Raw genomic sequence first — 14,623 nt, 5'->3', positions numbered from 1 at the left:
AGCTCCTGCTGGAAGATCCTAGCAGGAGCTCTTTTTGTTGTATACCCACAGAAGCGACACAGGGTCGCCACCCGGATATTAACGCTTCGTATACTGTGGAGCCTTACGAGCGCGTTTCAAACCAGGTTTCTTTCTTTCCTTCATGCGTGGGTCGCGGGTCAGATAGCCAGCTTTGCGCAGGGCCAGCTTGAAATCAGGATTCAAGCGTACCAGGGCACGAGCCAGGCCATGACGAATAGCGCCGGCCTGACCGCTAGCGCCACCACCGACTACACGAACGGTCAGGGTATAAGAAGAATTGCTCAAATCCAGCACGCGCAGAGGTGCAGCCACTGCCGCCAGATGTGTATCACGCTGCCCGAAATAGTTAGGGGCAGTTTTGCCATTGATGGTGATGCTACCATCGCCGCCTGGGAAGAGGCGCACGCGAGCAACAGCCGTCTTGCGCCGTCCCATACCGTAGTAGTATTCACCTTTGGGGGTGTCAGCCAAGGTAGGTTCTCCTCTTCTTTATTTTGCCGCAGTAGACTGCTTCAACAACGCCTCTGGACCCGTCCAGATCACAGGCTTCTGAGCCTCGTGTGGGTGGGTAGGACCAGCATAGATCTTCAGGCGAGACATCACCCGGGTGCCCAGGCGATTGTGCATCACCATACCGCGCACGGCATGCTCAAGCGCACGCTCTGGATGTTTACCTTCCAAAGTCTGGCGCAAAGTGGTCTTCTTCAAACCGCCAGGATACTGTGAATGGCGATAGTAGACCTTTTGATCCAGGCGATTGCCGGTCACTGCAATCTTATCGGCATTGATCACAACCACAAAATCCCCGCTATTGAGGTGTGGTGTGAAAGTAGGTTTATGCTTACCGCGCAAGATATGCGCGATCTGCGTCGCCAGGCGACCCAGCACCTGCCCCTCGGCATCGATGACATACCAACTAGGTTGCAGATCAGCGGCCTTGGCGCTATATGTCTTCATCATCGTTCGTTTACTCCAAACTTCTCAGGATAATCAACCCGTACCAGGCACAGCCCATGAGAGGGGGCCGCTGAACCAGGATGCGTCTTCTCCGCGCGTTGCACAATTTCAAAAAATTCTTCAAGACAGAGGCGTTTCTGTCCCACCAACAGTAGCGTGCCAACCATTCTACGAACTTGCCCCGTGAGAAAGGCATTGGCAGTAAAGTCACAATAAATGAGTTCGTTTGCCTCTGGGCGTGTGCAACGCGCTTCTAACATTGTACGAACACAGGAATGTGGTCCTGGCTTCAGCGGATTAGAGACAAGGGGGCTATGCCCGAAGGCTCCAAAATCCTTGCTACCCAGTAATGCCTGGCAGGCCTGATTCATCAGGTCAACATCCACAGCCTTTGGGCAATGATAGCTATATCTGGCATGCAGGGCTGTCGGCGCAGGGGCGTTCCAGATCGTATAGCGATAAGAACGACTCACAGCACTGAAACGAGCATGGAACCGTTCGGGAACCATGCGTACCCAACGTACCGCTACAGTAGAGGGCAAAACGGCATTCAACGCACGCAACCATACCGCGGGCTCGCGCTGCAAGTGAGTAGAGAAAGTTATCACCTGACCACTTGCATGCACACCAGCATCGGTACGTCCCGCACCATTGACCACAGAAAAGGCTCCATCGGAGACGCGGGCAATCGCGCTCTCCAGGGCCCCCTGCACCGTAGGGCCATGGCTCACAGCCTGACGCTGGAAGCCGCGGAAATCGGTGCCATCATACTCAATACCACAAGCAATGTTCATACGTTAATGTTCAATGTTACAGGGATAGACGCGCTAAACCAGGTTCCGCGCTACCTGTATCCCTATACCAGGGCGATCTGCGCAATTTCAGCAGCGTCACCTTTACGGCGGCCAAGCTTCGTAATACGGGTATAGCCACCAGGACGACCGAGATAACGAGGAGCCAGATCTTCAAACATCTTTTTGACGACCAGCTCATCAGGCAGGGAGCTCAAGATCTGGCGGCGAGCATGCAGCTCAATCACCATTGACTCATAAGCAGCCTTCAAAGCTTTCTCAGCCTCTCCCTCATTGGGGAAAATAGCCAGCAGCTCTTCGCGGCGTGCTTTCAGCTTGTCTTCCTGAAATTTGCGACCCTTATCAGTCAAAGGAGCCTTCTGCTGCTTCGCGCGCTCCTCATTCGAAGCCACACTCTGCTTCAACGAGAAACGGCCCTTGCGTGCGAACTCCAGAATTTTGGTCGCCTGCTCTTCATTAGATACCACTGCAGCCAGGTGCTTGCGGGCCTCTTCGCGACCCTTAACCGCCACAGAAATCAACTTTTCAGCTTCACCACGGATCGCGCGCGCGCGTGCTTCAGTGGTCTGAATACGATCATAACGGATGAGACCTGCCATCAAGTTACGACGCGCAGACCGCCGACGCGGCTCTGGCATATTCATACGGTTGCCGGCAATTCGGTGCCTCAACTCATTCCTCCATTTCGTGATCGCCGTCCAAATCGGCTCCGACGGTGCTCGTGCGCGGATTAGGCAGGAAGTTTCGTGCAAGTAGGCGCTCACGCAGCTCCTGCAAACTCTTCTCACCGAAATTGCGTACACCCAGAAGATCTTCCTCATTCATCGAGAGGACCTGACCAACCTTCGTAATATTGCTACGCTTCAAACAATTGTAAGCGCGCACCGAGAGATCAAGTTCTTCGATCGGTGTGTCATAAATCTTCTGTGGGATGGGCAGGCTGCTCAAAGGTGCATGTTCAATCTCAGGCACCTGAGCGCGATAATTGGCGAGCAGAGTAAAATGCCGCACCAGAATATCCGCACTTTGACGCAACGCCTCATCAGGCGTAATCGTACCATCCGTCGTAATTTCAAGAACAATTTTATCGAAATTAGTCATCTGTCCCACACGCGTGTGCTCAACAGTATAATTTACCTTCTGCACAGGCGTGTAGATCGCATCGACCGGAATTACCCCAATAGGCTGATCCTCTTTTGAGTCGGCAGGAACATAGCCTCTACCAGTCTCAACGACCAGCTCCATATCGAGGCGAGCATTGTCATTGTCGAGTGTTGCAATATGTAATTCAGGATTAACAATCTCTACCGTGCTGGGAGCAATGATATCGGCCGCAGTCACCTCGCGCTCACCGCTCACTTCCAGACGCATCGAAACGGGATGGTCCGAGAAGGAGCGTAGGCGAAGACGTTTGACATTCAACACAATATCGGTCACATCTTCCATCACGTTAGGGACGTCCTGGAACTCGTGTTGCACACCCTCGATCCGAATAGAGGTGACAGCCGCACCGGGCAACGAAGACAGCAATACACGCCGCAACGAATTGCCCAGGGTCATACCATACCCAGCCTCTAACGGCTCTATATCATAACTCGCATAATTACCCTGAGTTTTTGTGTTCTTTATGCGAGGTAGTGCAATATCTAGCAAGGTTCTAACCTGCCTTTCTTTTTCTACCAGGTTCAGTAATGCTCACATGACCTAAATAGCCAGGGAGACAGAGGCCAGAACGCTGGTAGTCCAAGAGTTCTTCGCCCTGATGCGACCCATTATAGGATCGCCCAGGCACGGACCTAACCCTTCTAACACACATGCCAGCGACACTTGGCATCTTGCCCATTGTCGTACAAGCAAAGAGCGCGGGCGTGTGCCATGAAGTCTCCGCCGACTCAACCTATTATCGTTGATAATACTCAACCACCATCTGCTCATCGAAGGGCAGCTCAAGATCCGCTCGTGAGGGTATGGTAATTACACGGCCCGACAGATCATTGATGCTTAAGCTTAACCAGCTAGGAACACCCTTCTGAGCCAGCATCAACGAACGTGCTTTGAAGTACTCAAGGCCTTTGCTGCGCTCGCGGACAGTGATGACGTCGTTTGGCTTGGCAATGAAAGATGGAATATCAGTCTTGCGGCCATTAACGGCGAAGTGACCATGATTTACCAGTTGCCGTGCCTGGGCGCGAGAGTCGGCCAGACCAAGGCGATAAACCAGGTTATCTAAACGCATTTCCAGAATCTGTAAGAGATTCTCGCTTGTTTTGCCAGGGCGGTTGGCGGCGGCACCGAAGTGTTTTACAAACTGGCGCTCCAACACCCCATATGTGCGACGTACACGCTGCTTCTCACGCAGCTGCTTGGCGTACCCGGACTCTTTACGAGCGCGGCTGGTACCATGCTGGCCAGGACGTGTATTGCGGCGCTCCAGTGTGCAATTTGTAATGCACTTATCGCCTTTTAAGAAAAGTTTTACCCCTTCACGTCTGCACAGCTTGCAGACGGGACCGGTATAACGTGCCATCTAGTTCTATCCTCCTCACCGATCAGTCCGGCTATACACGACGACGCTTGGGCGGTCGGCAACCGTTGTGCGGAATAGGTGTAACATCTGTAATTGAAGTGACTGAGAGGCCAGCTGCTTGCAAAGAGCGGATCGCTGCCTCACGGCCAGAGCCCGGGCCTTTTACAAAGACATCAATCTGTCGCAGGCCATGCTCCATCGCTTTGCGAGCTGCGGTTTCCGCAGTCACCTGAGCAGCATAGGGGGTGCTCTTACGGGAGCCTTTGAAGCCCTGACCACCAGCGCTTCCCCAGGAAAGTACATTTCCGTTAGGGTCGGTGAGGGTCACAATCGTATTGTTAAATGTTGCCTGAATATGAGCCTGCCCACGGGGAACAGATTTCCGTTCACGCCGCCTGACTTTGCCGGTTGGTTTCTTTTTGTCTGCCATTTTTACAATCTCTCTCCTGCGTTACTTCTTCGCTGCAGCTTTCTTCTTGCCAGCAACCGTACGTTTTGGACCACGGCGTGTACGCGCATTTGTACGTGTGCGTTGCCCACGCACCGGCAGGTTACGACGGTGGCGCATACCACGATAGCAGTTGATCTCGATCAGCCGTTTGATATTCATATCAACTTCACGGCGCAGGTCGCCTTCAACTTTATATTCGCGATCGATAACTTCACGGAGACGATTGACTTCTTCTTCGGTCAGGTTCTTTACCCGTGTATCTGGATTAATGCGTGTACGCTCCAGGATCTTGCGGCTGGTTGTCAGCCCAATACCATAGATATAGCACAGCGAAATTTCCACACGCTTTTCTCGCGGAATGTCTACGCCGGCGATTCTTGCCATCTTTTCCTCCAGCTTTACGTTTCAATTTTCAAGTTTCGTGCGCAAGAAACAAAACGAAGCATTGAAAATCAAAACCCCTGATTAGCCCTGTTTCTGTTTATGTTTTGGATCTTTGCTACAAATAACCATGACCACACGCTTGCGGCGAATGATTTTGCAGCTATCACAGCGCGGTTTAACTGAGGCGCTTACTTTCATGTCTGCCTCTCCTCATGTTTGACATAAAAATTCACATTGATTACCATTGCTGGTCACAACCAGGCCGAGAAACTCACAGCACTCTACAGCTCGCTTTACGAACCAGACAATGAAGGACGGAAGTAAAGAACCACATAAAACGGACACAACATGTTTCCTACTTATCCGGCCAATGTACCGAAAAGATACCGATAGGAGAAAAGGAACAATGATGGGCGCGTGCTCAAATCCGAACGGACGGATCGGCACACCAGCCAGCCAGAGGCCTCATCATCGCGCACGCCATGTTATGCGCCCTCGTGTCAGGTCATAGGGGGACAGCACAATCCTAACCTTATCACCTGGTACGATACGTATGAAGTTCATACGCATACGACCCGATAGGACAGCCAGAACCTGGTGGTTTTCATCAATCTCTACTTTAAACATGGCATTGGGGAGGGACTCCAACACTTTTCCCTCAACCTCAATTTCATCCTTTTTTGGCATAACATCCTTTCCCTAGCGGCGGGACTAAATTCGCTATTTCCTGCATATATTTGTACCAGTTATGCTTCGTACAGCAGCCATTGCACGAGCATCTGCGGATTATACTGCAGTTTCAATGCGCTTGAAAGTACAAAAGGGCAGCAGTAGTTACTGCTGCAGCCAACTACGAATTATAGCATACTTTCTCTGAGGTGTCGAGTGGGAATTATTTTTTTGATTCCCGGCCCGTGGCACTTCCGCATCTACCTTCTTTAATAGACGTAGCAACTCAAGACTGGTAACCGGAGTAGTCCGAAACGTTTGTGCCCCTGCTCCCAGGCCCAGGGTTGCGTAGCACTGCCTAGTTTCCGCCAGGATAGCCATCAGCATTATAAATCTTCTGGCCCTACATAACATAGTTGATAATATATGCGAGAGAATGGAAAGGGCGGCAGCAAAAAGAAACTATCTTTTGCCACCGTCCATTACCGGTCTCGCTCTTATTTATGACAACCTTGAACAGCATCAATAAGACTTTGTGATACCTTCTCAATGTCCTGATTACCATTCACAGTTTTCAGCTTATGCTGCTGCTTATAATAATCCAGCACATGGATGGTTTCATTAAAGAAAATGTCTAACCGTTTTTGTATCGCGTCGCCCTGATCATCGGCCCGTTGATACAACTCGCTTCCATCCAGGTCGCAAACGCCTGGCTTCTTTGGAGGATTCGTTTCAATATTATACACATGTTGATGGGCCCGACAAATGTAGCGACCCGACAGACGGTGAAGCAGCTCTTCACGCGGCACTTCGAGATAAAGGCTACAATCTATAGACCGACCAACACGTGACAATCCTTGATCAAGTGCTTTCGCCTGTGCAATAGTTCGAGGAAAACCGTCCAGGAGGACTCCGTCGCGTACATATTTATCATCTGAAATATGTTTCAACACCATAGCCACTGTTAAATCATCAGGAACTAATTCACCACGATCGAAGTAGGCTTGAGCCTGTTTACCAAACTCAGTGCCAGCTTCAGACTCTTTACGAAACAGGTCACCACTTGAAACATGGTGCATACCCAGGGCTTGCGCCAGGCGTTCGGCCTGCGTCCCCTTCCCCGATCCCTGTGCACCTATAAGGATAATATTCACGATTTTCCTCCGCAGGAAATGTGAAGAAGTGCAACACTGCACTTCCCCCTAAGAGGAAATGCACCGTCGCATTCCCCCACAAACAATAGGCATTCAAGGGAAACCAGTGAAACAGCCACCTTTAGACCCCTTGTCTAGGAAAGAAAACCTGAATAGTTACGCATCACCATTTGGGATTCCAGCTGCCGGACCGTGTCGAGCACGACGCCAACAGCGATCAGAAGCGCGGCCGCACCCAGCATCTGATTCCCACCCACACGAGCGACGAACGGCAAAACCGTAATCACTCCGAGGAATAAGGCTCCTGCCAGGGTGATACGATTCAGGATATTCAACAGATAACGACTGGTCGGTTCGCCCGGACGATAGCCCGGGATGAACGCACCCTGTTTCTGCAAGTTCTCTGGGATATTCTGCTGCTGCCACAACACATATGCGTAAAAATATGTGAAGGCTACAACCAGCAAGAAGTTAAAGACCCAATACCACCACTCAGTGGGATTGATCAGATTAACCGAGACCCAGAGGGCAACGTTCTTGATCCAGGGCGTAGTACTTGTGCTCAGATAACGAGCAATGACCGTTGGGAAGAGCAGCATCGATGACGCGAAAATGAGAGGTATCATACCCGCGCTATTGATCTGCATAGGAATATATGTGGTCTGCGCAGACCCAACCATCATGTTGCGGCCAACGTTACGCTTGGTTGGATACTGAACAGGAACACGCCTCTGTCCCAGGTAAATGTAGACGATACCCAGAATAGTGATTATGCCGATAATCGCGAACACGCCAAGGCTGACAACAGTGCCACTACCACCAGACTGCGCGGCGGTGATACCCTGCTGCACATACTTGGGCAGGTTACTGAGGATATTGGCCAGAATGATAATCGAAATACCATTGCCGATACCTTTTTCAGTAATCAGCTCACCGAGCCAGACCAGAACCATCGTACCGGTAATCAAGGATGCCACGATCGCAAACGACTGCAACGCATACTGAGGATCAATCAGGCTGAAGTTGGTGAGCACCTTTTCCTGCTGGAAGAGCGCGCATTGTCCCAGAGCCTGGAGAAACGCCAGAGGCACCGTAATGATACGTGTAATCTGACTGAAACGCAGGCGGCCTGCTTCACCCTGGGCAGACAAATTCTGCAACGCTGGAATGATTGGCTGCAAAAGTTGCATCACAATGGTGGCAGTAATATAGGGGTAAACAGAGAAAGCAACGATAGAGAAGTTCTGCAAAGATCCGCCGGAAAATACATCAAGCAAGCCGAGCAGCTGTCCAACTGGATTATCGCCTTTGTTAAAAAGATCATTCAGACTCTTCTGCTCAGTAGGCGACAATGGAACGTTGATGTGGGCCAGGATGCGGAATAAGAGTAGCATACCTAGCGTGAAGAGGATCTTTTTGCGCAGATCAGGGACTGTCCAGATGCTACGCAGCTTTTCCCACATGGGAGCCTCCTTTTGCGAAGAACGCAAACACAGGTCATTGCACAGCGTGTAGAAAGGGATACAAGGTGCCAGGGAGAAGTTTTATTCCCCCTGGCGCTGATATCTACTGTGCAGCTTCAGCTGTATCCTTGTTTTCGTCCTTACGACGTTTTGTCTTTTCATAGACCCGCGTTGGAATGATCTCCACGCTACCGCCGGCAGCTTCGATCTTGGCCTTGGCAGTCGCAGAAAACTTATGCGCATGCACGGTCAGGGCGCGATCGATTTCGCCATCGCCCAGGATTTTGATCAGGCCCTTGCTCTGGGCAGGGGTTATCAGTCCCTGGGTTGCTAGATCCTCAGGACGAACCTGAGAACCACCCTCAAACAACTCGAGGTCTACAACGTTAATAATAGTATATCCGTCGCGGAAAGCAACGGTGCTGTTGCCAAGACCACGAACGAATGGTAAACGCTTGTTGAGACGTGTCTGACCACCATTGAATGAGCGGTAGACATGCCCACCAGAGCGTGCTTTCTGTCCTTTTGTGCCACGACCAGCGGTCTTACCGCGACCGGAGCCGTGACCACGTCCAACGCGGCGCTCTGCCTTGTGAGAACCGGGAGCGGGTCGCAAATCAGAGAGTTTCACTGATAATCTCCTCTACTTGAACCAGGTGGCTCACCTTGCGGATCATGCCGCGCACAGCGGGCTGATCATCATGCTCAACAGTATGCTGTAGCTTACGCAAGCCCAGAGCCTGAATCGTTGCTTTCTGATCTTTTGGGTAGCCGATAGAGCTTTTGACCCATTTTACACGCAGTTTTGCCATTTTCTCCAACTCCTATCGGCGACGATCGCCACGCTCACCGCCACCGCGGCGCTCTCCACCGCGATCTCCACCACGGCGGTCACCGCCACGTTCGCGGCGGCCGGCCAGCGCACGGCTCTCACGAATCTCTTCCTCGCGAGCAGCACGGGCAGCTGCGGCCTGTTCAGCGGCGGCTGCAGTAGCTGCGGCCAGCTGCTCGGCACGTTTTTTGCCCAAAAGCTCGACAACAGTTTTACCACGGCGGGCAGCCTCGGCATCAGCCGAGCGCAACTCGCGTAGGCCGACGATACAAGCCTGCACGGTGTTCGCCTTGTTGGTGCTTCCCAGGGTCTTGGTCAGGATGTCACGGACACCAGCTGCTTCCATGACCGCACGCACAGCACCACCAGCGATAACGCCAGTACCAGGGGCGGCTGGCTTAAGCAGAACTTCGGATGCGCCGAAGTTTGATTTGACGGCAAAAGGAATGGTTGTGCCAGTCAGAGGGACCTCCACCAGGTGTTTCTTAGCATCCTCAACACCTTTACGGATAGCCTCTGTATATTCGCCGGCTTTACCAAAGCCATAGCCCACGTGCCCATTGCGATCACCAACAACAACCAGAGCACGAATGCTAAACCGTCGGCCGCCTTTCACAACCTTGGAGACGCGGCTTACTTCCACCACGGTCTCTTCAAGGTTCAGTTTTGAAGCATCTATTCTTGCCATTTTTTCTGTCTTACTCCTCTAAATTCATGCGCGCCTTCTTGCGTTTGCACGCATGAAAGGTTGCCTCGTGGGCCTAGAAATTCAGGCCGCCCTCACGAGCGCCTTCAGCAAGTGCAGCGACTCGTCCATGATAGGCATAGCCACCACGATCAAAGACAACCTGGGCAATGCCCTTCTCTTTAGCACGCTGGGCGACAATCTTACCTACTTCGCGTGCCACTGCAACCTTGCGGTTATTGGCAATGCCAGCGAGCTGCTCAACAGGAGACTTCTTTACTTTCTTCTCTGCGACCGGCGGCGCTGTACGAGGCTGCTTCGCACCCTTGCCTTTTTTGGCGGGAGCTTCGGCAGCTGCCTCAACGACCTCGGCCTCAGGAGCTGGCTCACTGACCTTGCTCGCTTTGGGGGCAGAGGAAGACTGCTCTGGCTTAAAGCTCTTCAGACTCTCATCCATAGATGAGGCAGCAACTAAAGTCTGGCCGATGGAGTCATCTATAATTTGCGCATAGATATGATGTCCACTGCGGAAGATATTCAAACGTGGACGTGACGAGGTTCCCGCGAAGTGGCGTCGTATACGCTGGTGCCGCCGCAGCCGCGCCTTATTGGCTTCAAATCTCTTAATCATAGTTTCATTACAAAAGATATAGGCTCACCTTTGCATTACTACATACAAAGTGGCGATCTTTTGCAATTCCCCTTTCTTTGGATACGCGCTACCAAAAGGAAGATGGAGCGACGTGGTCGGCACTACGTCTCTCATGGTACAATCCTTCGTTGTCGCGTTTTGACACAATGCTGGATTACATGACCTGGCAACTAGTCTATGAGCACTTACATTCAAGCGGTCGGCGATACTATAACACAGGCCGCTAACAGCGTGCACAAGCCAGCGCACAGGTGAAGATGGATGGGTTAAAATGTCAACCCACACCATAGTATCACACTCTGACTATTGTCGCGAGTTTTCTCAACAACTCATAGACAGAAAGTTGCATCCGCGTACAATCTAGCCAGGTTCCCCTGGCTAGATTGTAACACGGATACGAAGGGGGTGCATCCTTACTTCTTCTTACCGCCGACTTTACCAGCTTTACCAGCTTTACGTCGAATCTTCTCACCAGCATAGCGAATACCTTTGCCTTTATAGGGCTCAGGCTTACGTATGTGGCGAATCTCAGCAGCAACCGAACCAACCAGTTGCTTGTCGATACCGCTGACACTGATCTTTGTCGCCTTGCTTGCTGCATCGATACCATCTACCGAGAGGGTAACGCCTGCAGGTGGCTGCACCTCAATGGGGTGGGAGTAGCCAACGAGGATGACCAGGTTGTTGCCAATTTTATTGGCACGGTAACCAACACCATGGATTTCCAGTGACTTCGTATAACCTGTTGTCACACCGACTACCATATTGTTGACCAGTGTGCGGTACAAGCCATGCTTTGAGCGATGCTCGCGGCCATCTGAAGGACGGGAAACTGTCAACTGGCCGTCTTCGAGCTTTAAGGTTAACTCTGGATCAACCTGCTGGGATAACTCACCTTTGGGACCTTTGACCGTCACAAAGTTATCGTCTGTCCATTTCACCTCTACTTTTGGTGGGACAGCGATCGGAGCACGTCCAATACGAGACATTTGATACCTCCCTCTACCAAACGTAGCAGATGACTTCGCCGCCAAGACCCTGCTTGTAGGCGTTCGAACCGGTCATCAAGCCCTTTGGTGTCGAAAGAATCGCAATACCCAGTCCACCGCGCACACGGGGAATGTTTGCCTGCTTGGTATATACACGCAGACCCGGTTTACTCACGCGCTTCAACTGCGTTACAACGGGTTTTTTCTCCGCATAACGCAATGTCAAACGCAGAGTACCCTGCGGATTATCTTTCAGGATCTCGATGTCCTTAATATAGCCTTCTTCTTTGAGCACACGCGCAAGATTCAGCTTCATTTTCGATGCTGGAATTAATACGCGAGTATGCCGTGCTGTTGCCGCATTACGAATGCGCGTAAGCATATCCGCAATGGGATCAGTCATATTCATGGATGTTCCTCCATATCACGTAGCAGTCAAAGCCCCTGGCTTTCTTGCTACATGTCCTTTCCTCTTCGCTCGCGATTCTACCAGCTCGATTTAGTCACACCGGGCAGCTCACCGCGTAACGCACGCTCGCGGAAGCAGATACGGCAGAGACCGAATTTGCGCATATAAGCACGAGGTCGGCCGCAGACCTGACAGCGATTATGCTGCTGCACCTTGAAACGGGGCTTGCGCTGCGACTTCACAATCATTGAAATTTTTGCCATTCCGCCCTCCAGCGTTACTTCTTAAAGGGCATGCCCATCAATGCGAGCAGCCGTCGCCCTTCCTGATCCGTTTTCGCTGTCGTAACGATGGTGATTTCCATGCCGCGCAGCTTGTCAATTTTATCGTAATCGATCTCAGGAAAGACCAGTTGTTCACGCAGGCCCAGTGTATAGTTGCCGCGTCCATCGAATGCATCAGGGGAAATACCCTGGAAATCGCGGATACGTGGCAGGGCCACGTTCAGTAATTTATCCAGGAAGTAGTCCATACGGGCACCACGCAGGGTTACCATACAGCCGATCTGCATGCCTTCACGTAATTTAAAGGCAGCGACGGACTTCTTGGCGCGCGTGATCACCGGGCGTTGCCCGGTGATGGCGGCCAAGTCGGCAACGGCGGCATCCATAGCCTTCGCGTTCTGGATGACTTCGCCCATACCGATATTGACTACAACCTTGTGAATGCCCGGGACCTGCATCGGATTTTCGTAATTGAACTCTTTTTGCAGGGCTGGTACAACTTCCTGGCGATAGCGTTCTTTAAATGCTGTTGCCATAATTCTTAACTCCTCGTGTTGTCTGCAATAGCTTTATGGCAGTGTTTGCATATACGCACAGGACGTACCTTCTGATCGCTCCCGAGGGGGCGACGCTCAATGGACACACGAGTTGGTTTGCCGCACTCGGTGCAGATCAACATGACGTTCGAGACATGCAAAGGCATGGCCTTCTCAATCACACCACCCTGCCGTGTCTGGCCCTGTGGACGGACATGCTTCTTCACAATGTTCAGGCCCTCAACGATGACCTTGTTAACCTGTGGAAGTGCCCGCGAAACAGTTCCTTCTTTCCTCTTATCCTTGCCGGTCAGAATGACGACCTTGTCGCCCTTCTTGATGTTCATTTTGGCAAGGTGCAGAGGCTTTTTATCTTTTAATTGTGTTGCCATCTTCTTCCTCGTTAGAGCACTTCAGGTGCGAGCGAAACGAGTCGTGTGAAATTCTTCTCACGCAATTCGCGGGCCACCGGGCCAAAGATACGCGTACCACGTGGGTTATTACCAGCGGCAATAATCACGGCAGCGTTCTCATCAAAACGAATGTGCGAACCATCGGGGCGTGCATACTCTTTCGAGACACGCACCACAACAGCATTAACGACTTCGCCCTTTTTTACCTGTCCATTTGGTGCGGCCTGCTTTACAGAGGCCTTAATCACATCACCAACTCCGGCATAGCGTTTGGAAGAACCACTCATAACGCGAATGCACATAATTTCTTTTGCGCCAGTGTTGTCGGCGACTTTCAGGCGTGTTTGTGGCTGAATCATCTGTCAAAACTCCCTATTCCGCCGACTCAGCGGACTCTTCCCGCAGGTTAGGATCGACCTCAGCCACTACTTGCTCCACTGGAACAATGCCGGAACCGTATTTCACGATCTCGACCAGGCGCCAGCGCTTCAATTTACTCAGCGGGCGGCTCTCCTCGATACGTACCAGGTCGCCTACACTACAACTGTTGTTCTCATCATGTGCATAGAAGCGAGCCGTCTGTTTGAACGTACGCTTATAAATGCGGTGTTTTTTCAAGGACTCAACGACGACAACAATCGTCTTGTCCGCTTTATTGCTGACCACACGGCCAACCTTCTGCTGGCGGCGGCTCAATTTCTTAGCCGCTGCCAGAGCTTGCTCTGCTGTGATCGCACTGGATTGCTGTGTCATTATTGCTCATTCTCCAATACGGTTAGGCGATGCAAGAGGCGCGCGATATCTTTACGCGTCTGTGCAAATACGCGGCTGTTTTTCACTTCGCCACGCTGCTGTTGCAAACGGAGTTTGAACAGTTTCAGGCGCAGCTCTTTAATCTGATTCTGCGCCTCGCCGGCCGATAATTCAGAAATTTCTTTACGGCGGTCATTAAGCTTCGACACTCTCCGCCTCCCCTCGTGTAATAAAGCGCGTTTTCACGGGCAATTTGTGACCGGCCAGGCGCACAGCTTCTTTTGCAATCTCCTGGCTAACACCGCCGATCTCAAAGATGATGCGGCCCGGTTTGACGACCGCTACCCAGTGATCTACAGCACCTTTACCGCTACCCATACGGGTTTCAGCAGGTTTGGCTGTGATGGGCTTGTCAGGGAATACACGGATCCACACTTTACCACCGCGCTTCATGAAGCGGGTGAGCGCAATACGTGCGGACTCAATCTGACGAGCCTCCATCCAGCAGGCCTCCATAGCCTGCAGCCCATATTCGCCGAAAGCGATTGTGTTGCCGCGCTGGGCCTCGCCTTTCATACGTCCACGGTGCTGTCGACGATATTTTGTACGTGATGGTGCCAGTAACATGGCTT

At 51.8% G+C, this 14,623-nt stretch carries 23 protein-coding genes and 3 pseudogenes; all 26 read right to left on the bottom strand.

The window, feature by feature from the left end:
- Positions 1–78: 78 nt before the first annotated feature.
- The 26 genes and pseudogenes from rpsI to rplP all read right to left on the bottom strand — a co-directional run bounded on the left by rpsI (position 79) and on the right by rplP (position 14,618).
- On the bottom strand, positions 79–456 hold the full coding sequence (gene rpsI, locus JMI88_RS23325) for a 30S ribosomal protein S9 (protein WP_201364547.1): 378 nt from the start codon (positions 454–456) through the stop codon (positions 79–81).
- Between the two features lie 54 nt (positions 457–510).
- Positions 511–981 (bottom strand): 50S ribosomal protein L13, encoded by a 471-nt coding sequence (rplM, locus tag JMI88_RS23320; protein ID WP_201364373.1) that lies wholly within the window; start codon positions 979–981, stop codon positions 511–513.
- Positions 978–1,772, bottom strand: coding sequence for a tRNA pseudouridine(38-40) synthase TruA (truA, locus tag JMI88_RS23315; protein ID WP_201364372.1), 795 nt, complete (start codon positions 1,770–1,772; stop codon positions 978–980). Before truA ends, rplM begins: the two co-directional genes overlap by 4 nt.
- Positions 1,773–1,834: 62 nt before the next feature.
- Positions 1,835–2,461: a bL17 family ribosomal protein gene (locus JMI88_RS23310; RefSeq protein WP_308438857.1), complete on the bottom strand. Its 627-nt coding sequence runs from the start codon at positions 2,459–2,461 to the stop codon at positions 1,835–1,837.
- A gap of 1 nt (position 2,462) precedes the next feature.
- Positions 2,463–3,443, bottom strand: coding sequence for a DNA-directed RNA polymerase subunit alpha (locus JMI88_RS23305; protein WP_201364371.1), 981 nt, complete (start codon positions 3,441–3,443; stop codon positions 2,463–2,465).
- A 247-nt stretch (positions 3,444–3,690) separates the two neighbouring features.
- On the bottom strand, positions 3,691–4,317 hold the full coding sequence (gene rpsD / locus JMI88_RS23300; RefSeq protein ID WP_201364370.1) for a 30S ribosomal protein S4: 627 nt from the start codon (positions 4,315–4,317) through the stop codon (positions 3,691–3,693).
- Positions 4,318–4,348: 31 nt separating this feature from the next.
- A complete protein-coding gene (rpsK, locus tag JMI88_RS23295; protein ID WP_201364369.1) occupies positions 4,349–4,747 on the bottom strand; it encodes a 30S ribosomal protein S11 in 399 nt (132 codons plus the stop codon).
- 21 nt (positions 4,748–4,768) lie between these two features.
- Positions 4,769–5,152: a 30S ribosomal protein S13 gene (gene rpsM / locus JMI88_RS23290; protein ID WP_201364368.1), complete on the bottom strand. Its 384-nt coding sequence runs from the start codon at positions 5,150–5,152 to the stop codon at positions 4,769–4,771.
- Positions 5,153–5,233: 81 nt separating this feature from the next.
- A complete protein-coding gene (rpmJ, locus tag JMI88_RS23285; RefSeq protein WP_126549935.1) occupies positions 5,234–5,350 on the bottom strand; it encodes a 50S ribosomal protein L36 in 117 nt (38 codons plus the stop codon).
- Between the two features lie 270 nt (positions 5,351–5,620).
- A complete protein-coding gene (gene infA, locus JMI88_RS23280) occupies positions 5,621–5,839 on the bottom strand; it encodes a translation initiation factor IF-1 (protein ID WP_126595685.1) in 219 nt (72 codons plus the stop codon).
- Between the two features lie 479 nt (positions 5,840–6,318).
- Positions 6,319–6,975 (bottom strand): adenylate kinase, encoded by a 657-nt coding sequence (locus JMI88_RS23275; RefSeq protein ID WP_201364367.1) that lies wholly within the window; start codon positions 6,973–6,975, stop codon positions 6,319–6,321.
- A 134-nt stretch (positions 6,976–7,109) separates the two neighbouring features.
- A complete protein-coding gene (gene secY / locus JMI88_RS23270; RefSeq protein ID WP_201364366.1) occupies positions 7,110–8,438 on the bottom strand; it encodes a preprotein translocase subunit SecY in 1,329 nt (442 codons plus the stop codon).
- 103 nt (positions 8,439–8,541) lie between these two features.
- The gene (rplO, locus tag JMI88_RS23265; protein ID WP_201364365.1) at positions 8,542–9,069 is read right to left on the bottom strand and encodes a 50S ribosomal protein L15; all 528 of its coding nucleotides are present in this window, start codon (positions 9,067–9,069) and stop codon (positions 8,542–8,544) included.
- Positions 9,056–9,250 (bottom strand): 50S ribosomal protein L30, encoded by a 195-nt coding sequence (gene rpmD, locus JMI88_RS23260; protein WP_126595689.1) that lies wholly within the window; start codon positions 9,248–9,250, stop codon positions 9,056–9,058. Before rpmD ends, rplO begins: the two co-directional genes overlap by 14 nt.
- A 210-nt stretch (positions 9,251–9,460) precedes the next feature.
- A pseudogene (rpsE, locus tag JMI88_RS23255) lies at positions 9,461–9,958 on the bottom strand (30S ribosomal protein S5); the annotation flags it as partial.
- A gap of 73 nt (positions 9,959–10,031) precedes the next feature.
- Positions 10,032–10,256, bottom strand: a pseudogene (locus JMI88_RS40795) (50S ribosomal protein L18); the annotation flags it as partial.
- Between the two features lie 150 nt (positions 10,257–10,406).
- Positions 10,407–10,586, bottom strand: a pseudogene (locus tag JMI88_RS39505) (50S ribosomal protein L18); the annotation flags it as partial.
- 434 nt (positions 10,587–11,020) lie between these two features.
- A complete protein-coding gene (gene rplF / locus JMI88_RS23245) occupies positions 11,021–11,596 on the bottom strand; it encodes a 50S ribosomal protein L6 (protein ID WP_201364363.1) in 576 nt (191 codons plus the stop codon).
- A 13-nt stretch (positions 11,597–11,609) separates the two neighbouring features.
- Positions 11,610–12,005, bottom strand: coding sequence for a 30S ribosomal protein S8 (gene rpsH, locus JMI88_RS23240; RefSeq protein ID WP_201364362.1), 396 nt, complete (start codon positions 12,003–12,005; stop codon positions 11,610–11,612).
- Positions 12,006–12,082: 77 nt separating this feature from the next.
- The gene (locus JMI88_RS23235; protein ID WP_126549944.1) at positions 12,083–12,268 is read right to left on the bottom strand and encodes a type Z 30S ribosomal protein S14; all 186 of its coding nucleotides are present in this window, start codon (positions 12,266–12,268) and stop codon (positions 12,083–12,085) included.
- Between the two features lie 14 nt (positions 12,269–12,282).
- Positions 12,283–12,825, bottom strand: coding sequence for a 50S ribosomal protein L5 (rplE, locus tag JMI88_RS23230; protein WP_201364361.1), 543 nt, complete (start codon positions 12,823–12,825; stop codon positions 12,283–12,285).
- Positions 12,826–12,830: 5 nt separating this feature from the next.
- Positions 12,831–13,217, bottom strand: coding sequence for a 50S ribosomal protein L24 (rplX, locus tag JMI88_RS23225; RefSeq protein ID WP_236023022.1), 387 nt, complete (start codon positions 13,215–13,217; stop codon positions 12,831–12,833).
- 11 nt (positions 13,218–13,228) lie between these two features.
- Positions 13,229–13,597: a 50S ribosomal protein L14 gene (gene rplN, locus JMI88_RS23220; protein ID WP_201364360.1), complete on the bottom strand. Its 369-nt coding sequence runs from the start codon at positions 13,595–13,597 to the stop codon at positions 13,229–13,231.
- A gap of 13 nt (positions 13,598–13,610) precedes the next feature.
- Positions 13,611–13,991 (bottom strand): 30S ribosomal protein S17, encoded by a 381-nt coding sequence (gene rpsQ, locus JMI88_RS23215; RefSeq protein WP_201364359.1) that lies wholly within the window; start codon positions 13,989–13,991, stop codon positions 13,611–13,613.
- The gene (gene rpmC / locus JMI88_RS23210) at positions 13,991–14,200 is read right to left on the bottom strand and encodes a 50S ribosomal protein L29 (protein ID WP_201364358.1); all 210 of its coding nucleotides are present in this window, start codon (positions 14,198–14,200) and stop codon (positions 13,991–13,993) included. Before rpmC ends, rpsQ begins: the two co-directional genes overlap by 1 nt.
- Positions 14,187–14,618: a 50S ribosomal protein L16 gene (gene rplP, locus JMI88_RS23205; RefSeq protein WP_201364357.1), complete on the bottom strand. Its 432-nt coding sequence runs from the start codon at positions 14,616–14,618 to the stop codon at positions 14,187–14,189. Before rplP ends, rpmC begins: the two co-directional genes overlap by 14 nt.
- Positions 14,619–14,623 lie beyond the last annotated feature (5 nt).

The sequence above is a fragment of the Dictyobacter formicarum genome (assembly GCF_016587435.1).
The sequence above is the reverse complement of the archived record's forward strand: the minus strand, read 5'-3'. Positions and strand labels throughout refer to the sequence as shown.